At 58.0% G+C, this 18,339-nt stretch carries 19 protein-coding genes; 10 read left to right on the top strand and 9 right to left on the bottom strand.

Going from position 1 to position 18,339, the window contains the following annotated elements; genetic code table 11:
* Positions 1 to 38: 38 nt before the first annotated feature.
* From ACEN2J_RS01770 to ACEN2J_RS01760, 3 genes are read right to left on the bottom strand one after another with little or no spacing between them, the layout of a single operon-like run.
* The gene (locus ACEN2J_RS01770; protein ID WP_442102782.1) at positions 39 to 1,487 is read right to left on the bottom strand and encodes an amidase; all 1,449 of its coding nucleotides are present in this window, start codon (positions 1,485 to 1,487) and stop codon (positions 39 to 41) included.
* A gap of 28 nt (positions 1,488 to 1,515) precedes the next feature.
* Complete coding sequence (locus ACEN2J_RS01765) at positions 1,516 to 3,306, bottom strand: response regulator (RefSeq protein WP_442102780.1); 1,791 nt, start codon at positions 3,304 to 3,306, stop codon at positions 1,516 to 1,518.
* Between the two features lie 50 nt (positions 3,307 to 3,356).
* Positions 3,357 to 3,674 (bottom strand): DUF6476 family protein, encoded by a 318-nt coding sequence (locus tag ACEN2J_RS01760; RefSeq protein ID WP_442102779.1) that lies wholly within the window; start codon positions 3,672 to 3,674, stop codon positions 3,357 to 3,359.
* Here ACEN2J_RS01760 and ACEN2J_RS01755 point away from each other — a divergent pair.
* Together ACEN2J_RS01755 and rpoH are read left to right on the top strand one after the other, a co-directional pair.
* Positions 3,673 to 4,716, top strand: a complete 1,044-nt coding sequence (locus tag ACEN2J_RS01755) for an RluA family pseudouridine synthase (protein ID WP_442102778.1) — start codon at positions 3,673 to 3,675, stop codon at positions 4,714 to 4,716. The genes ACEN2J_RS01760 and ACEN2J_RS01755 overlap by 2 nt on opposite strands.
* A gap of 160 nt (positions 4,717 to 4,876) precedes the next feature.
* Positions 4,877 to 5,773, top strand: coding sequence for an RNA polymerase sigma factor RpoH (gene rpoH, locus ACEN2J_RS01750; protein WP_442102776.1), 897 nt, complete (start codon positions 4,877 to 4,879; stop codon positions 5,771 to 5,773).
* A gap of 54 nt (positions 5,774 to 5,827) precedes the next feature.
* Here rpoH and ACEN2J_RS01745 read toward each other — a convergent pair whose 3' ends face one another.
* Both ACEN2J_RS01745 and ACEN2J_RS01740 read right to left on the bottom strand, forming a co-directional pair.
* Positions 5,828 to 6,622, bottom strand: coding sequence for a DUF2145 domain-containing protein (locus tag ACEN2J_RS01745; RefSeq protein ID WP_442102775.1), 795 nt, complete (start codon positions 6,620 to 6,622; stop codon positions 5,828 to 5,830).
* A gap of 35 nt (positions 6,623 to 6,657) precedes the next feature.
* Positions 6,658 to 6,984, bottom strand: coding sequence for a hypothetical protein (locus ACEN2J_RS01740; protein ID WP_442102773.1), 327 nt, complete (start codon positions 6,982 to 6,984; stop codon positions 6,658 to 6,660).
* Between the two features lie 173 nt (positions 6,985 to 7,157).
* Here ACEN2J_RS01740 and ACEN2J_RS01735 point away from each other — a divergent pair, with 173 nt between their 5' ends.
* On the top strand, positions 7,158 to 8,150 hold the full coding sequence (locus ACEN2J_RS01735) for a Gfo/Idh/MocA family protein (protein ID WP_442102772.1): 993 nt from the start codon (positions 7,158 to 7,160) through the stop codon (positions 8,148 to 8,150).
* On the top strand, positions 8,147 to 9,088 hold the full coding sequence (locus ACEN2J_RS01730; RefSeq protein ID WP_442102770.1) for a capsular polysaccharide export protein, LipB/KpsS family: 942 nt from the start codon (positions 8,147 to 8,149) through the stop codon (positions 9,086 to 9,088). Before ACEN2J_RS01735 ends, ACEN2J_RS01730 begins: the two co-directional genes overlap by 4 nt.
* Here ACEN2J_RS01730 and ACEN2J_RS01725 read toward each other — a convergent pair.
* Together ACEN2J_RS01725 and ACEN2J_RS01720 are read right to left on the bottom strand one after the other, a co-directional pair.
* The gene (locus ACEN2J_RS01725) at positions 9,077 to 9,418 is read right to left on the bottom strand and encodes an MmcQ/YjbR family DNA-binding protein (protein ID WP_442102769.1); all 342 of its coding nucleotides are present in this window, start codon (positions 9,416 to 9,418) and stop codon (positions 9,077 to 9,079) included. The two genes, ACEN2J_RS01730 and ACEN2J_RS01725, sit on opposite strands and share 12 nt — an antisense overlap.
* A 2-nt stretch (positions 9,419 to 9,420) precedes the next feature.
* Positions 9,421 to 11,268 carry a M3 family oligoendopeptidase gene (locus ACEN2J_RS01720; RefSeq protein WP_442102767.1) on the bottom strand — a complete coding sequence of 616 codons (1,848 nt, stop codon included), beginning with the start codon at positions 11,266 to 11,268 and terminating at the stop codon, positions 9,421 to 9,423.
* Positions 11,269 to 11,493: 225 nt separating this feature from the next.
* Here ACEN2J_RS01720 and ACEN2J_RS01715 point away from each other — a divergent pair, with 225 nt between their 5' ends.
* Genes ACEN2J_RS01715 through ACEN2J_RS01695 form a run of 5 tightly spaced genes read left to right on the top strand, consistent with a single transcriptional unit; the run spans position 11,494 to position 16,331 of the window.
* On the top strand, positions 11,494 to 12,906 hold the full coding sequence (locus ACEN2J_RS01715) for a circularly permuted type 2 ATP-grasp protein (RefSeq protein WP_442102765.1): 1,413 nt from the start codon (positions 11,494 to 11,496) through the stop codon (positions 12,904 to 12,906).
* A 4-nt stretch (positions 12,907 to 12,910) separates the two neighbouring features.
* Positions 12,911 to 13,861 (top strand): alpha-E domain-containing protein, encoded by a 951-nt coding sequence (locus ACEN2J_RS01710; protein ID WP_442102764.1) that lies wholly within the window; start codon positions 12,911 to 12,913, stop codon positions 13,859 to 13,861.
* Positions 13,861 to 14,670 carry a transglutaminase family protein gene (locus ACEN2J_RS01705; RefSeq protein ID WP_442102763.1) on the top strand — a complete coding sequence of 270 codons (810 nt, stop codon included), beginning with the start codon at positions 13,861 to 13,863 and terminating at the stop codon, positions 14,668 to 14,670. Before ACEN2J_RS01710 ends, ACEN2J_RS01705 begins: the two co-directional genes overlap by 1 nt.
* A 33-nt stretch (positions 14,671 to 14,703) precedes the next feature.
* The gene (locus ACEN2J_RS01700; protein WP_442102762.1) at positions 14,704 to 15,426 is read left to right on the top strand and encodes a peptidase; all 723 of its coding nucleotides are present in this window, start codon (positions 14,704 to 14,706) and stop codon (positions 15,424 to 15,426) included.
* Positions 15,426 to 16,331, top strand: coding sequence for an NAD(P)-dependent oxidoreductase (locus ACEN2J_RS01695; protein ID WP_442102761.1), 906 nt, complete (start codon positions 15,426 to 15,428; stop codon positions 16,329 to 16,331). Before ACEN2J_RS01700 ends, ACEN2J_RS01695 begins: the two co-directional genes overlap by 1 nt.
* Positions 16,332 to 16,470: 139 nt before the next feature.
* On the opposite strand, the gene ACEN2J_RS01690 is transcribed toward ACEN2J_RS01695, so the two are convergent.
* Positions 16,471 to 17,400, bottom strand: coding sequence for an alpha/beta hydrolase (locus ACEN2J_RS01690; protein ID WP_442102759.1), 930 nt, complete (start codon positions 17,398 to 17,400; stop codon positions 16,471 to 16,473).
* A 3-nt stretch (positions 17,401 to 17,403) separates the two neighbouring features.
* Positions 17,404 to 17,688 (bottom strand): SCP2 sterol-binding domain-containing protein, encoded by a 285-nt coding sequence (locus ACEN2J_RS01685; RefSeq protein WP_442102757.1) that lies wholly within the window; start codon positions 17,686 to 17,688, stop codon positions 17,404 to 17,406.
* Between the two features lie 78 nt (positions 17,689 to 17,766).
* On the opposite strand from ACEN2J_RS01685, the gene ACEN2J_RS01680 reads away from it, so the two are divergent.
* The gene (locus ACEN2J_RS01680; RefSeq protein ID WP_442102755.1) at positions 17,767 to 18,339 is read left to right on the top strand and encodes a tetratricopeptide repeat protein; all 573 of its coding nucleotides are present in this window, start codon (positions 17,767 to 17,769) and stop codon (positions 18,337 to 18,339) included.

The following is an 18,339-nucleotide window of genomic DNA, read 5'->3' as shown; positions in this document are numbered from 1 at the left end:
AGCAATTTGAGATAATGCAAGGAGTTATAACACATAGCTCAAAACGCGCGGGCCCAGATTGGCGGGTGGCGATGGCCCCAAGGGGCTGCGCGTTCCAGCTCGGCGCATAGCGCAATCAGCGCCTCATCTTGGCCATAACGCGTGGCCAAATGGATGCCGATAGGCAGGCCCGTGGCGGACTGCCCCAAAGGCACCGAGGCCGCCGGTTGCCCGGACGCATTGAACACCGCGCAGAACGGCGAATAGTCAAACACGCGGCCTGGCCCGATGCGGTAATCAACGTAATCTTCAGGCGCGTGGCTAAAGCGGCCGACCTGCGCAGGCGGCTCGGCCAGTGTTGCGCTGAGGATCACATCTGGCGCGCCTGCACCTTCAAACACTGCCGCCATCTCGCGGCCAAAGGCGTGGATTTCATTCACGGCCTCAAGGTAGCGGGTGGGGTGCAGGGTTTGTGCATAGGCCAGTGCGCCGCGGCTGATCCCCTCAACCAAATCGGGAGAAAGTACGTTTGATTTCAGAGATTTGGTCACTGAAAGCGCCGTGCCAATGGCGACAATATCCGTCCATGCCCGCATCATTGCGGCAATGTTCGCGCGGGGCAGGCCGGGGGTGACGACATGACCAAGGCTTTCCAACAATCGCCCTGTTTGATGCACAGCGGCGGCGCAGTCGGGGTCAATCGCCGTACCCGTGAAGCTGGTATCACACAGCATCACCCGCATTCGGCGCGGTGGGCGGCTGATCGCATCGGCGTGGCTGCGCAACAGCGGCGGTGCCACATAGGGCGCGCCAAGGTCTGGCCCTGCGCAGGCGTCCAGCATCACGGCTGTATCGCGCACCGACCGTGTCAAAAATCCGTCAATCGCCATGCCCGCCCAGCCTTCGCCCGCGTAGGGGCCATCGGGCAGGCGCGCGCGGGTGGGTTTGAACCCGAACAGCCCGCAAGAGGACGCCGGTATCCGTACCGAGCCACCGCCATCAGAGCCATGCGCAAAGGGCACAATCCCTGCCGCCACAGCCGCACCCGCGCCGCCCGAAGACCCGCCGGGCGTGCGGTCGAGCGCCCAAGGGTTGCGCGTTGGGCCGCCGTAAACCGCGCTTTCGGTGGCAGGCCCAATTCCGCCCTCGGGCGAGGTGGTGCGGCCAAAGGTTAAAACGCCGGTTGCCTGAATTCTGGCGTATATGCTTGAATTTCGGGCATATTTTGTATTGGCCAGTAGCCTAGACCCGTTGTGGCCGGGAAAATCTATGGCCTCACAGCCCAGATCCTTTAGCAAAAATGGCACGCCGCGAAATGGTCCTTGCGGCAAGCCCGCCGCAATATGCGCCCGCGCGGTGGCCTCTTGCACCAAAACAACTGCGTTTAGACCGGGGTTTATGCGCGCCACTGCAGCCAAGGCGTGGTCTAACAACTCGTTAGGGCTAACACGGCCAGCGGCAACAGCCGCCGCAATGTCGGTGGCATCTGGGATAGTGGCAGGAGACATGGCAAAACCTTTGTTGCAGAAATTTGCCTTACTCTGGTCTTGAACCTCTGGCTTTGTCCAGCACGGCTTTGATCTCGGTCTCGATGCGTGCTGGGTTGATCGGCTTGGCCAGATATCCATCCAGACCCGCAGCCAAATAGTGTGCGCGGTGATCTGGCATCGCATCTGCCGTCATTGCGATCACCGGAACGCGGGCGACAGGGCCGGGCAGGGCGCGGATCTGCTCAAGCGTCTCTATCCCGTTCATTTCGGGCATGTTCATATCAAGCAACACCAGATCAGGTTGGCTTCTCGTCAGAATTTCCAACGCCTGCGCACCGCTTGCTGCCTCAATCATCGTGGCCCCCAGCATCCGCAGATAGGTTGAGGCGACAAGCCGGTTGGTGGCGATATCGTCGACAACCAAAACCTGCAGGCTGGTTATGTTGGGCGCAAGCCTTGGGGCGATTGGCTTTGGCGCGTCGGTTGCGGGCTCGGAGGTGGGGGGGGCTACGCCTAGCTGCAACGTAAAAATGAAATGCGCGCCGCTTTCGCCTTCGGTATTTGTCGCTATGGTAACATCACCGCCCATTTGCCGCGCCATTGTGCGGCAGATTGACAGCCCAAGCCCGTTACTTTCGGTGCCAACTTGCGGCCTGCGGGCCTGTGAAAAGGGTTCGAACAGGCTGCTGTGCCGATGGCTTGGAATGCCCGGTCCCGTATCGGCGATCTCAATCCGCATGATCGCTTTCCCCGCATTGACTGCGCCCATTTGGGGGCCCGATTGGAGGGATGGGGCTATGTCCAAATCGGCCGTAACCGTAATGCTGCCATGGGTGGTATTTTTCAGCGCATTCGACAACAGGTTAGTCATGCATTGCCGTAAACGCTGCGGGTCAAGCAACCATTGTGCCCCAAGCTGCGGGGACAGCGTATAGATGAGCTCTAGGCCGGCGTTGGTGATCGCGGGCTGAAATAGGTTTAGCAGCGCCATTATTTCTTGCGCGGGAACCACAGGTTTTGGCCGTATCGACAGCCGCCCCGACTCAATCGCTGACATGTCCAGAATATCATCGAGTATGGTCGAAAGCCCCTCGGCCGAGGTTATCAGAACTGACAAACGGTTTTCGCTTAGGTTATCTTTGGCGCGGCGCAGCTCTGCGTGGCCCATGCCCAAAATGGCATTCATCGGGGTGCGCAGCTCATGGCTCATCTGGGCCAGAAACCGGCTTTTGGCCTTGCTGCTATCGACCGCGGCTGCCCGATCAAGGGCGGCGGCAACATGCAGGCGGTTGTTGGATTTCATCGCAACGAGTGTATAGGTCAATGCACCCGATAGCGCGAGAGTAGACACTGCCAGCCCTGCATGATTGTCGATCCCGATCCAGTAATACGCATTTCCCACCAAGGAAGGCACTGCAGCCGCTACAAATGCGAAATAGCCAAAGGGCATATGGATGCTGCGCGCCCCGATCATTTGCATCAATGTTGTACACAGCATGCCAACGGCGAAAGCCTTGGCGTAGTTCTCATCGCCTTGCCAGATTAGTATGGCCGGTAGGACATAGCAAAACTCCATGGCCGCAACACAGGCGATGACAAAATGATACCGCTTGGGGTGGCGGCGCGGGTCTAGCGCGCGCATGTAGAGCATCGATGCCAGCTCGGCCCCGAGGTTTACCATGGCACAGACAACGGCCATCCGAATGGGCAGGTAAATTGTGGTCATCGCAATGGCCAGAAGCGTTAGCGGCAATCGCGCCCAGCGTTCGCGCCACAAAAGGTCACGCTGCTGCTTGATCTCTTCCTTGATGGAACGGGTTGGCAAGGTTATCGGCAACTGCAGTTTCCCTATGTGCGCTTGGCGCGAGTATACCGTCAAATCGCCCACTATTCTGCAAGTAAAGCGACGTCCTGCTTTAACTTGCCATCGGACCCGAAAACCAAAATGCGGTTGTCATGGGTGACAACGGCCACCCATCCTGCCCCGAAGGTTATGGCTTGCGGTTTGGCCCCATCGGGCAAATGAATGGTGTCGGGCAGGGTCGGCAGGGTCGTTTGTGTACTAAACCCGTGCTGCATACGGGTGACAAGCACCGCAACGACGGTTATGACCCCGATAATCATGGTGAGTGTCAGCACAATCACCAACCCTTTTAGAAACCTGAGGCTGGGCGGAAGCCCTTCCGGTGCCGGAGCCTGATCCATGGCCAATTCTTCCTTGCCGTTGTTGCATGTCACAATCGGCGACTACCCGCCTGACCGCCTTGATAAGGCGCTTGCCCGCGATGTGCCAGAAGAAGCGTCGCTCTCGCGCTCGCGTCTGATGAAAATGATCGCCGACGGGATGGTGAGCCTTGACGGCGTGTCTGTCACCAACCCCAAGGCCAAGGTTGAAGAAGGCCAAACCTATGCGCTGACGCTGGAACCCGCCGTCGATGTTGATACCGTGGCCGAGGATATCCCGCTGGAGGTCCTGTGGGAAGATGATGATCTGATCGTTGTCAACAAACCTGCGGGTATGGTGGTGCATCCTGCACCCGGCTCGTGGACGGGTACTTTGGTCAACGCGTTGCTGTATCATTTCGGCGGCAATCTGTCAGGGATTGGCGGCGAAAAGCGGCCCGGCATTGTGCACCGGATTGATAAGGAAACCAGCGGCTTGCTGGTCGTCGCGAAATCCGACCGCGCCCATCACGGATTGGCGGCGCAGTTTGAGGCGCATACCGTGCATCGCCGTTACCTCGCCATCGTCAACGGGGCGCCGGATGCCGCCGACCCGCGTCTGCGCGGGATCAATGGGGCCACCTTTGAGGCCAGCAATATCTTGCGTATCGCCACCAATCTGGCCCGCCACAAAACCGATCGCCAACGCCAAGCCGTTTTCTTTGAACGGGTCGGCCGCCACGCCGTAACCCGTGCGCGCACGCTGGAAACATTCGGCACGCCGCCTGTCGCGTCATTGGTTGAATGCTGGCTGGAAACGGGGCGCACCCACCAGATTCGCGTCCATATGGCGCATGCAGGCCACGGGCTGATCGGCGACCCCACCTATGGCGGCAAGCGCAAACTTAGCGAAAAGGCCGTAGGCGCCGCTGCCGTGGCCGCCGTTGCGGCCTTTCCACGCCAAGCCCTGCACGCCGCCACTTTGGGCTTTGAGCACCCCGTAACCGGCGAAATGTTGGAGTTTTCATCGCCCTTGCCCCAAGATATGGCCGATCTACTGGCCGCATTGGGCCCTGTCAGCTAACATATTTGTGATCTTTCTGACACATCTCTGGAAATTCGACAGAATAGAGCACATCTTACGTTTAACGCAGTAGATCGGGCGAAAAAGTTTGCCCGAAAATCTGATGAAAGCTGCCAATCCCGGGCACAGCAATGTCTGAAAACGGGACGGAGGACAAAAGATGAGTACCTATGCAAATCTGCCAGCACCAAGCCCGGAACAAGGGCTGAACCGCTATATGCAGGAAATCCGCAAGTTCCCGATGCTGGAGCCGGAAGAAGAATATATGTTGGCCAAGCGCTGGGTCGATCACCAAGACAGCCCAGCCGCCCATAAAATGGTCACCTCGCACCTGCGTTTGGCTGCGAAAATCGCCATGGGCTATCGCGGTTACGGCTTGCCGCAGGCCGAGGTGATTTCCGAGGCGAACGTGGGCCTGATGCAGGCCGTAAAACGCTTTGACCCCGAAAAAGGCTTTCGCCTTGCGACCTATGCGATGTGGTGGATCCGCGCCAGCATTCAGGAATACATCCTGCGCTCGTGGTCTTTGGTTAAACTTGGCACCACTGCCGCGCAGAAAAAGTTGTTCTTTAATCTGCGCAAAGCCAAGTCGAAACTTGGCGCGTTGGAAGAGGGCGATCTGCGCCCTGAAAACGTCGCTAAAATCGCGCGGGATTTGAACGTGACCGAGGATGAGGTCATCTCGATGAACCGCCGTTTGGCGGGCAGTGATGCGTCATTGAACGTGACCGTTGGCGCCGAGGGCGAAGGCACTGCCCAATGGCAGGATTGGTTAGAGGATGAAGACAGCGACCAAGCCGGCGATTATGCCGAAAAAGATGAGTTGGATATCCGCCGCGAAATGATGGTGCAGGCGATGACTGTGCTGAATGATCGTGAAAAAGACATCCTCGTGCAGCGCCGCCTGAACGATGTGCCTGTCACGCTTGAGGAGCTGTCCGAGACCTATAGCGTGTCGCGCGAGCGCATTCGCCAGATCGAGGTGCGGGCGTTTGAAAAGCTGCAAGAAAAAATGCGCGAGCTGGCCCGTGATAAGGGCATGGCAATGCCTGCATAAACCAAAAATGGCCCCGGTTCGGGGCCATTTTTTGCGTTTCAGGCTGCCAGCACTTCAGAGTTTATAGGTACCTTGGGGCGTTAACCTATACACTTTCGTTGCCAGCTTATTGTCCTGCATAAACCGTGCAATAGACCCAAAGGTTGCCGTTGCCACCATCGCACCATGATCCGAGGTTGTCAGCGCTTGGCTTGCAGCAGGGGCCAGTGCGCGCTTTAACCCCGAAATCGGAATGACTTGCGGCTTGAAATAGGCTGCCTCATTCGCTTTGATCTGCCCTATATCACGGGTGCCATAAAGCGCGGCCATCAGCACATCCAGCGTATGTTCGGTGCAGTTTTGAAACTGCACTGTGTTGGGGTTGGCCAGCACTGAATAGCGTGGGTTGTGCAGCTTGGCATAGGTCGGGCTGGTAATCACGGCCAGCAGCTTTTTTTGCAGCCGCTTATCGGGAATAATAATGCCTGCATCAAACTGGTAGGCACCAGCAAAGAAATCGGCAGGGCTGTCTTGGACAAGCTTGCTGCGTGTGCTGTTCTGCCCTTCTTGGTACAGGTTATAGACGCGGTAACCGGTGCCGGTTTTGCCGTTTGCCGTCTTTATCTGTGACAACACCCAAAAGCTGACATGCGTATAGTGGACCCCTTTGGGCAGCATGTTGGGGTTGCGGCCCATCCGCGCCACAATCGCCACATGTGCGCCACGGGCCGCCAAATCTAGCTGCACACGGTTTGAAAAGGCGGCCACCTCGGCTGCGGGTAGCGTAGGTTTCCCCGCATCCGAACTGCCGGCATGAAGGGGCAGGGCCATGCAAATGGCCAAAAATGCCAAGATAATCCAACGGTACATAATGCTCTCCTAATCTATGGGTTAATCGAGGCAGGTTAATCTAGGCGTGGGGCGCCATTGGGTTTCACGCGGTGCGTAGGTATGTCTGCGCCGCGTGCCAGCGCGCTGCCTGCGGCCAGTGAGCCTGTGCCAACCTCGGCGAGTGCCGCGCCAGAAATCGCGATGCTTGCGCCGAAAATCACCAGCGGTACGGCCACAACTGCGGCCCCGCCAGAGGCAATCGCCTGCGACGACTGGCTGGACGCTTGGCCCGAATGATACCCCGCCTGCGCCGTGTATTCCGAACTGCCGCCTGCATGGGCAGCGGCTGCAAGCAGGCCCATCCCGAGGGCTGCGCTAAGGGTTGTAAGGTGCTTTGACATGGTTGCCTCCAAGATATGAACGTTGTTCACTGAACATTGTTCATATCTTGCAGCAGGTCAATATAATTTATGAACATAGTTCACCTACCTAACGTCACAGGCAGGGCGAACGACGTCTTTCCCAATCGAACGGGGCAGGGTAGGCTGCTGACAAATGCAAATAGGGGGAAGCGATGACAAAACCGATCCGCTGGGGAATCTTGGGGGCTGCGAAATTCGCGCGGGAACATATGGCACCCGCCATTCATACCGCAAAAGGCGCCGAGCTGGCCGCGATTGCCAGCTCTTCACCTGATAAAGTGGCGGGGTTTGCGGCCTTTGCACCCGGTCTGAAAACCCATGCCAGCTACGACGCGCTGTTGGCCGATCCGACAATCGACGCGGTCTACATCCCGCTGCCAAACCACCTGCATGTGGACTGGACGCTAAAGGCGCTGGCCGCTGGTAAACATGTGCTGACCGAAAAGCCGATCTGCCTGCATGCGGATGAGATTGCCAAACTCATCGCCGCCCGTGATGCCAGCGGTCTGCTTGCAGCCGAGGCCTATATGATCGTCCATCACCCGCAATGGCACCGCGCCCGTGAGCTGGTGCAATCGGGGGCGATTGGTGCTTTGACCCATGTTGATGGCGTTTTTAGCTATGACAACCGCACAGACCCTGGCAACATCCGCAACAAAGCCGATACAGGCGGTGGCGGGATTTATGATATCGGCGTCTACACTTACGGCTCGACCCGCTTTGTCACAGGGGCCGAGCCTGAGGCCTTGACCTGCCAGATGCGGCAAGAAAACGGCGTGGATGTTTGGGCGCAGGTGACGGGGATTATGGCGGGGCCGACTGGCCGCTATACCTATTCCGCGATCACCTCGATGCGGCTACACAACCGTCAGGAAATGACCTTTCACGGCGACAAGGGCGTGATCCGAATGACGGCCCCGTTCAACCCCAACAGCTTTGGCGAGGCGCAGCTAGAGCTGCGGCAAGGCATGTCGGTGACCACCGAACGCTGGCCCGGCGTGAACCAATATGTGCTGCAAGTGCAGAACTTTGGCGACAGCATCCGCAATGGCACGCCTTATGGCTGCCCGCTGGAATTCACCCACGGCACCGCCGCCATGATCGACATGGCCTTCGCCAACGCCACGGTGATTTCGCTAACGTGAGCGGCTTTACTTTCCATCTTCCCGGCTCGGTCCTGCGGGACCGGGCCGAGATGAAGCCCTATTACATCAAACTGACCGAAGGGCTGGCGGCACGTGGCCACCGCGTTACCCTTGCGCTGCATGATCGTGTGACCCTGCTGTCCGAGGTTGCAAGCAGCGATGATTTTCACATCGTTGATCACGGCAGTCAGCGGCACGCGCGGGTGCTGAACACGGGCATCGCCTATATCTATCCGTTTTGGAACCTCGACCCTTGGGGCATTCGCGCGCTGTCGTCGATCGCGAAAAAATCTTTTGATCCCAAGGTAGTGGAGGCCGATCTTGCCACGCTTTTTACCAACCGTTTGCGCAAGCGGTGGGTTGCGGCCCGCAAGTCACGCTATGAACAACCGCAGAACCGCACGGATATTCCAGCGGGTTGCATCGCCGTCTTTCTGCAATCCGAAGGCCACCGCGATGTGATGGAGACCTGCCACCTTGATCTGCGCCAAATGGTTAAGGCCCTGATGGCCCGCGACGATCCGCGCCCGATTGTTATCAAACCCCACCCGCGCGACCATGACCCAACCACCCGCCGTTTTCTGAACCGGATTGCAGGGCGCGACCCGCGCATCCAGATACATGACGCCAATATCCACGATATTCTGGCGCAGGCGGCGGTCTGTGTGACGATCAATTCCGCCGTGGGGATTGAGGCGATGATGCAGGGCGTGCCGGTGGTTTTGTGTGGCCAAACCGATTTTCACCATTGTGCGGTGACGGTGAAAACTGCCGCCGATATGGATGCCGCGATCACGCAGGCGACGCAAACCGAATGGCCGCATGACGCGTTTCTGTATTGGTATTTCGGTATGAATTGCATGAACGCGGGCAAAGACACGCTGATTGATGATTTTCTGGCGCGGGTTGCCGCAACGGGGTACAGGCTAAGCCCTTAGTTCCGCCTGCTTTTTCTTGGTCAGCCCTGCGAAAACCATATCATAAGACGCAACCAAATGCTCGCGCAATGCCGCATCTGACAGCCCCTCTGGCCCGTAATTTTTTAGCCATTTCAGGCCTCGCGACGCCATATAAGGGGCAGGGCCAATGCCCGGCCCATCCAGCAAAATCTCAAACGCCATGTCAGACGCCTTGAACGTCACGCCATCGCCTCTGTTGATGGCAAACACCTTGCTGCCCACCTTCCACACATCGGCGCCGCCCCATTGCACCACATGGAGAGCCGCGCGAAGAGAGCCACAAAAGGTGTTGATCTCTTCGCGCGTCATGGTCAGTCTTCCATCGCTTCCAGCTCATCAATAAAGCCGGAAATCATGTCGAGGCCTTTATCCCAGAACGCAGGGTCGCTGGCATCAAGCCCGAACGGCGCCAGAAGTTCTTTGTGATGCTTGGACCCGCCCGCCTTTAGCATGTCAAAATACTTTTCTTCAAACCCCGGAAGGCCGTCGGCATAGGCGGCATAAAGCGCATTCACGAGGCCATCGCCAAAGGCATAGGCGTAAACGTAGAACGGCGAATGCACGAAATGCGGGATATAGGCCCAGAAGGTTTCATACCCGTCCATGAAATCAAACACGGGGCCAAGGCTTTGCGCCTGCACCGACATCCACAGCGCGTTGATATCATCGGGTGTCAGCTCTCCATCCGCGCGTGCGGCGTGGAGTTTGCATTCGAAATCATAAAACGCGATCTGGCGGACCACGGTGTTGATCATATCTTCAACTTTGCCCGCCAGCAGGGTCTTGCGTTCGGCCTTGGTTTTGGCCCCGTCCAGCAGCTTGCGGAAGGTCAGCATTTCACCAAACACGCTTGCCGTTTCGGCCAGGGTCAACGGGGTTGAGGACAGCAATTCGCCCTGATCGGCCGCCAGAACTTGATGCACGCCGTGCCCAAGTTCATGCGCCAAGGTCATGACATCACGGGGTTTTCCCATATAGTTCAACATAACATAGGGGTGCACTGTTGTGACCGTCGGGTGCGCAAATGCGCCCGGCGCTTTGCCCGGCTTTACGCCCGCATCAATCCAGCCTTTGGTGAAAAACGGCTCGGCAAGTTCGGCCATTTTCGGGGAAAACGCGGCATAAGCCTCGGTCACGGTTTTGCGGGCTTGGTCCCAATCGACCAGCTTTGGGGTTTCTTGCGGCAGGGGCGCGTTTCGGTCCCAGACCTGCAAGGTTTCCAGCCCCATCCACTTGGCTTTCAGCGCGTAATAGCGGTGCGACAGTTTCGGATATGCGGCCACAACGGCATTGCGCAGCGCCTCGACCACCTCAGGCTCTACATGGTTGGCCAAGTGGCGACCGGTCTGCGGGGTCGGCATTTTGCGCCAGCGATCTTCGACCTCTTTCTCTTTACACAGCGTATTATGAACACGCGCGAAGAGCTTGATATTCTTATCAAATAGCGCTGCAAGCGCGCGCGCCGCGGCCTCACGTTTTGCGCGGTCGGTATCGGTCAGCAGGTTCAGTGTGGCCTCAAGGTTCAGCGGTTCTTCTTCGCCAGCTACCTCAAACATTAGCCCTGCCATGGTCTCATCAAACAGACGGTTCCACGCGGCGGCACCGACGGTGGATTGGTCGTGCAAAAACTTTTCCATCTCATCCGACAGTTGGTGCGGGCGCATCGCGCGCATGCGGTCAAACACCGGCTTATACCGGGCAAGATCGGCATTGGCGGCCAACAGGCCGGTCAAATGCGCCTCATCCAGACGGTTGAATTCAAGGCTGTAAAACACCAAAGGCGTGGTGAAGGTGGTGATTTCATCCTGCGCATCGGCCATAAACTTGGCGCGCTCCGAATCCATCGTGTTTTGGTAATAGCGCAGGCCAGCATAGGACATCACGCGCCCCGCCGTCACGTCAATAGCCTCGTATTCGTGCACGCATGTCAGCATCGCGGCGGCATCTAAATCCGCCAGCTTGCCTTCATATTTGGCCGCGAAATCGGCGCAGGCCTTTTCCAGCCAGTCCATATCGCGGTCAAACTCGGGCGCGTCGGGGGCGGCATAGAGGTCGGTCAAATCCCAATCGGGCAGCTTGCCCAAACCACCCGAAGAACCAGTTGCATTGGCATCAAACACAGGGCGGTGGTCAAACAGCATTTTGGTAAACAGCGTCATGGGCAAACCTCATTTTCATTTGTACCTATCTAGGGTCGCCGCCCCGCCTTGTGCAACCCCGCCCGCCAAAATCCGCCCTCTGGGGTATTGCTTAAATTTTAGGCAAGCGCCTAGGTGTCGCAGTTAAAAACAGCGCATCACTCTTTCCTTTCCCCGCATCCCCTGTCTTACTAGGCAAAACGCAAGGCCCCAAATCGCCTGGCCTGACAGGGGGACATCACGAACATGACCAACTATTTCAATGAGATGTACGACGGCGGCCAAGTCCGTGCGCCCTATGCCCAGCTTGATGACTGGATGCGCAATATGCCCGCCGAGCTGCAACAGATGAAACAAGCCGAGGCCGAGGCGTTGTTTCGCCGCATCGGCATCACTTTTGCTGTGTATGGCGAAGGTGGCGACCCTGATCGGCTGATCCCGTTCGATATGTTTCCCCGCGTGTTTTCGGCCCATGAATGGGGTAAACTGGAACGCGGCGTCAAGCAACGCGCCCGTGCGCTGAACGCATTTCTGGCCGATGTATACGGGCGGGGCGAGATTGTGCGTGCAGGCCGCATTCCCGCCAATCTGGTCTATCAAAACGCGGCGTATGAAAAATCGGTCGTCGGATTTTTGCCGCCCAAAGGCGTCTACTCGCATATCGTTGGCGTTGATCTGGTACGCACCGGCCCCGAAGACTTTTTCGTGCTAGAGGACAATTGCCGCACCCCATCGGGCGTGTCTTATATGCTGGAAAACCGCGAGATTATGATGCGGATGTTCCCCGCGCTGTTCCGCGAAAACCGCATTGAGCCTGTCGATGTGTACCCCGACCTGCTGCGCCGCACTTTGGCCTCGGTAGCCCCGTCAAAATGCAAGGGCGAGCCGGTGATTGTTATTCTCACCCCCGGCCATTTCAACTCGGCCTACTATGAGCACAGCTTCCTTGCCGATCTGATGGGGGTCGAGCTGGTCGAAGGGCAGGATTTGTTCGTTGAGGGCGAGTTTGTGTATATGCGCACGACCGAAGGCCCGCGCCGCGTTGATGTGATTTACCGCCGGATTGACGATGATTTCATCGACCCGCTGTGTTTCCGCCCCGACTCGATGTTGGGCGTGCCGGGATTGATGGATGTGTACCGGTCGGGCGGGGTGTCAATTTGCTCGGCGCCCGGCGCTGGCGTGGCAGATGATAAGGCTGTCTATACCTTTGTGCCCGAAATGATCCGCTTTTATCTGGGCGAGGAACCTATCCTGAACAACGTGCCGACGTGGCAATGCGCCAAGGCGGATGATTGCAAATATGTGCTGGAAAACCTTGGGGAACTGGTCGTCAAAGAGGTGCATGGATCGGGTGGTTATGGCATGCTGGTCGGCCCCAAATCCACCAAGGCCGAGATCGAAGATTTCGCCAAACGCATCAAGGCGCGGCCCCATAATTACATCGCGCAGCCCACGCTGGCGCTATCGACCACGCCGACATTTGTCGACCAAGGCATCGCGCCGCGCCATGTTGATTTGCGGCCCTATTGCCTTGTCGGTGAACGGGCGGAACTGGTGCCGGGGGGGCTAACACGTGTGGCCCTGACCGAAGGGTCGCTGGTTGTGAATTCGTCACAAGGTGGCGGTGTAAAAGACACTTGGGTATTGGCGGGGTAATGACATGCTAAGTAGAACCGCTGACAATCTGTTCTGGATCGCGCGCTATATGGAACGCGCCGAAACCGCCGCCCGTTTGATGGAAGTGGGGGCGCGCAACTCGCTTATCCCGTCGTCGCAGGGCCATCGCAGTGAGTGGGACAGCCTGCTGCATGCCAACGGCACTGCCGCTGCGTTCAAGGCCAAATACGGCGAACCGGTGCAGCGCAACATCGAAAGCCACTTGTTTTTCGATCGCGACAACCCGTCCTCGGTGGCGTCTTGCATCACCGGTGCGCGTGAAAACGCCCGTATCGTGCGCACGGCGCTGACGAGCCAAGTCTGGGATGCCATCAACGCCGCGTTTCAAGAGCTGCGGCAAATGGAACGCCAGCCAAGGTCTGAGCTGAGCCTAAGCCAGTTGACCGAATGGACCATGCGCCAAACCGCCATGATGCGCGGCTCGATTGAGGCGACGCAGCTGCGCGGCGATGGCTATGATTTTATGAACCTTGGCTATTATCTGGAACGGGCCGATAGCACGGCCCGTCTGCTGGATGTGAAATATTATGTCCTGTTGCCGCGCGTCGATTTTGTTGGCTCGGGGTTGGATAACTATCAGTGGACCACGCTTTTGCGCGCCATGTCGTCGCACCGCGCCTTTCATTGGGCCTATGGCGGGGATGTAACTGCCCGCAAAATCGGCCATTTCCTGATTTTGAATCCGCAATGCCCGCGCTCTTTGTTGACCTGCGTTGACGGGATGGTCACGCATTTGGAACGGCTTGACCGTGGCTACCGGCGCCAAGGCTCGGCCCGTACGCAAGCGCGGTCTTTGCTGTCCGAACTGGCCGAGGCGAAGGTCGAAGACATCTTTGACGAAGGCCTGCACGAGTTCCTCTCGCGTTTCATCCAGCAAACCGGCAAGCTGGCGCATGAAATCCATGAAAGCTATCTGAACGGGGATATTCGTTGATGCTGCTGACTGTCGATCACGTCACTCTTTACCGCTACAGCCAACCCGTGCGCGGGGTGGTGCAAAGCCACCGCCTGACGCCGTCTAAATTTGATGGACAACGCACCCTGAAATGGGAGGTGAGCGTCAGCGATGGCCTGCGCGGTGGCAGCTTTATCGATGGGGCGGGCGATCAAATTCACGCGTGGTCCATTCGGGGGCCGGTGTCGGAAATCACGGTGACTGTGCGTGGCACAGTGGAAACCAGCGATCTGATAGGCGTGTTGCGCGGCCATAAGGAAAAGGTGCCACCGCAGTGCTACCTTGCCTCGACCACGGCCACGACGGCCGATCTGGCGCTGGCCGATCTGTCGGATTCGGTTGAAACTTCGGGTAATGGTTTGGCTATTGCGCATGACCTGTCGGCGCTGGTGTCGGACAGCATCCTCTATTGCACGGGCACAACCCATGCGATGACAACCGCCGCCGAGGCGCTGGCCCAAGGCCAAGGCGTTTGCCAAGATCAGACCCACGCGCTTTTGGCGCTGGCGCGGCGCAAGAATATCCCCGCGCGCTATATCTCTGGCTATCTACATTCGACCCAAGACGGGGCTTCGCATGAGGCGGCCCATGCATGGGCCGAGCTGTGGTTGCCCGATTTGGGCTGGGTTGGCTTTGACCCCGCGAATCGATGCTCGCCAGATGAGAATTATATCCGCCTTGGGTCGGGCCTTGATGCGATGGATGCGGCCCCGATTAAGGGCACTGCGCGCGGCCAAGGCGCCGAGTCGCTTGATGTAAGGCTTGAAGTTCAGCAAAGCGAGCAGTAGCACTAACGCTTAGCGTCTTTGCGTGGAGCTTTTATGACCTATTGTGTTGGCCTTTTGCTGGATGCAGGTATCGTGTTGTTGTCTGATACGCGTACCAACGCGGGGTTGGATAACATTGCCACCTATCGCAAGATGTTCGTGTTCGAAGAACCGGGCGACCGGGTTATCACGATCTTGACTGCGGGCAGCCTGTCGGTGACGCAAACCACCATGGCCCGCCTGCGCGAAATCGCCGATGATCCTGATTCCACACCGGAAACGTCGATTATGAAGGCCGAGACCATGCTAAAGGTGGCCGATATCGTTGGCGCCAAGCTGGCCGAGGTGCGCAAAGATGTCGGGCAAAAGCTGTCGATGCTGCAAGGGGCCTCGGCCTCGATGATCGTAGCGGGGCAGCGCAAAGGCGGGGCGATGCGGATGTTTCTGGTCTATCCCGAAGGCAATTATATCGAGGCGACCGAAGACACCCCGTTCTTGCAAATTGGCGAACACAAATACGGCAAACCGATTCTTGACCGTGTTGTGAATTCTGCAACCAGCCTGAAAGACGCCCAAAAAGCGGTGCTGCTGTCGATGGATTCGACTCTGCGGTCAAACCTTTCGGTCGGTATGCCGCTGGATCTGGCAATCATCGAACGCGATGCGTGCCAAGTGACCAAACGCCGCCGGATTGAGGCAGGCGACGAGGCGTTTCGGGCCATGTCTGATGCGTGGTCAAATGCGCTGCGGGACGGCTTTTCGCAGATTGAACTTTGATGGGCCGGCGGGTTTTTGTCACAGAACCCATCCATCCCGATGCGCTGGCGCTGCTGCGTGAACATGACTTTCAGGTCATAGGCCCTGACGCCGCTTTGCGACCTGCCGATGCCTTGCTGGTGCGGACCCGCGCAATTTCTGGGCAAGATGTGCAGCACTATGCCATGATTTCGAAACATGGGGTTGGTGTTGATAATATCGCGTTGGATGCGGCGGCGACTGCTGGGGTGGCCGTGATGAATACCCCCGGTGCCAATGCAAGCGCCGTTGCCGAACAAACCATCCTGTTTATGCTGGCCCTTGCGCGCAATTTTGATGCCCAACGCGCGGCTGTTCCCGGCCAACCCGTCCCGAAAGTGATGGGGCTGGAGGGGCGACGCCTTTTGATTATCGGCTTTGGTGCCACTGGAAAACGCGTGGCGGCGCTGGCCAAGGCGCTGGGGATGAATGTGACCATCCATTCCCGTGATCTAAAAGAGGCGCGGCATCTGGGCTATCCGGTCGCCCCCGATCTGGCCAAGGCGCTGGCCCATGCCGATGTTGTCAGCTTGCATTGCCCGCTGACCGCGCAAACCCAAAACATTTTGGGGGCCGAGGCTTTTGCCCAAATGCCCGCGGGTGCATTGCTTGTGAACTGCGCGCGCGGTGGGTTGGTCGATGAGGCCGCCTTGTGTAATGCGCTGAATTCCGGCCATTTGGGCGGGGCAGGGTTGGACGTCACTGTGGTAGAGCCTTTGCCGCAGGATGACCCTTTGCGTAAGGTTGCCAACGTCATTATTACACCGCACGCGGCCACGCTGTCGGATGGCGCGTTTCGGCGGATGGGAATGATGGCGGCCCAGAACATTCTGGACTATTTCGCGGGGCGCGCCAAAACGGACTACACGATTTTGCCCAAGGACTAAGGTGCTGCTTTAATGCGGTGTCGTCGTTGAACGTTAGGCGGCTATCGCCGTTTCGGCTGGCGGTAATGGGGGCGCTCGCGCCCCCCTTCGCCTTGAGGCGAATTTCCCCCCGAGGATATTTGGGCCGAAAAGAAAGCCGTTAGGTGTTTTCCTGAAACAAGCGGGTTGCCATATCGTAGAACCGCTGCCGTGTCTCGGGCACCTCCATCATAACTTCATGCTCGGCGAGGGGGACAATATCTAAGGTCCCTTTGGGCCAGCGCGCCATGCGCGCATGGATGGGGGCGGGATCAACCACCTTTTCCTCGGCCCCTAAGAAACATAGGCAGGCCAGATCGGGCGAGGGCAGTGCTGCAAGTTCGCTGCATTCGCGCATCGCTTCATCCAGCCAATGCAATCCGGGGCCGCCTAAGGCCAGTTCTGGCTGCTGCAACAGTTGGTTTTTCATCCAAGCATAGGTTTCGGCATCCCGTGTCAGCACGTTGCCAGTAAAGGGATAGGTCTTGACGTAGCTGTCGCCGTTTGTGCCGGGTGCATAGCGAAGTCCTTGGCCAATGGTGCGTGCCGTGCGCGTCACTATCCGTGCCACGGGGGCTAGCCCTGAGGCTAGTCGGATGCCCCACATCGGTGCTGAAAAGACCGCAGCCTTGACGTTTAGCCCGTTCACCAAAGACCGCAAGCCGATGCAGCCCCCCATCGAATGGGCTACCAAGTAGAGCGGGCCAGTTTGTTTAAGGTCATTCAGTTTGGCAAGAACGGCCTGTAAGTCCATCTGATATTTGGAAAAATCTTCAACATGACCGACCATCGGATCGGGTTTTGGCCGGTCCGACAGCCCTTGGCCACGCCAATCGATCACCACGCAGCCGTAGCCCCGCGACGCAAATTCCGCCGCCGTCCGGCCGTATTTTTCAATATATTCCGTTCGCCCCGGAAACAGCAAAACGGTCCCCCTATCGCCGCCCGGCCAATAGGCCATGCGTACACGCGTGCCATCGCTGGCGGTGACCCAATAGGCGCAGCCCCCTGCGGGGCCTTGCGCGAGATCGTTATAGAGCGGGGCGTTCATTGTCTATCCCAGCGCCGAGGCCAGCTTCATCGCCATCCCCATCGAGCCATCAACCGAGAGCTTGCCGGTCATAAACGCCGATGTCGGGTTTATCTCGCCTGCCAGAATCGCTTGGAAAACCTCGGTATCGGCGGTCAGCGTCACGTCTGCGTCGTCATCGCCGGCGCGCACGCCGTTTTCGTCGATCATAATGGCACCTTCGCCATTCAGCACAAATTTCGCAACACCGTCAAAGCTTTGCACCTTTTCGGCCAGCTTTGCTACCGCAGTCTCAATCACAGCGCTCATCGTAATTCCTTTTCGTTATCATCTGAAAGTGAGCATTGGGATATGGCAATTCCCGCAACGCACGCTACAGTTTCGACTATGAAACCACACGCATCATTAAACAATCGTATCGTTGCGGCACTTTTCCCGATTCTTCTGGGGTTTAGCAGCTTGCAGGCATCGGCGCAGGCATTGACGGCTGGGCTGGATGATCTGTTTGCGCAGCTTAAAACCGCCACCCCGATTGAGACTAACCGGCTTGAGCGTCAGATTTGGCGGGAATGGTCGAAATCGGGTTCGGCGTCGATGGATTTGCTGCTGCAACGCGGCCGTGAGGCCCTGGATAATGGTGATAGTGCTGCCGCAATTGAGCATCTGACCGCGCTGGTTGACCATGCTCCTGATTTTGCCGAAGGCTGGAACACCCGCGCCACGGCTTATTTTCAGGCTGGTCTCTATGGTCCCTCGGTTGCGGATATCCAACATGTGCTGGCCTTAAACCCGCGGCATTTTGGGGCCATGACGGGTTTTGCCCGCATGCTAGAGGATACAAACCAGCCAGATCGGGCCTTGGTCTTGTATCGTGCCGCGATTGCTATACATCCCAATCTTGACGGGGTAAAAGAGGCCATCGACCGGTTGGAAGCCAAATCCGCCGGGCAAGAAATGTAA

Origin of the sequence: Pseudorhodobacter sp. W20_MBD10_FR17 (genome assembly GCF_052119765.1) — a bacterium.
GTDB lineage: Bacteria > Pseudomonadota > Alphaproteobacteria > Rhodobacterales > Rhodobacteraceae > Pseudorhodobacter.
Note: the sequence above shows the minus strand (reverse complement) of the source record. Positions and strands in the feature narration are given on the sequence as shown.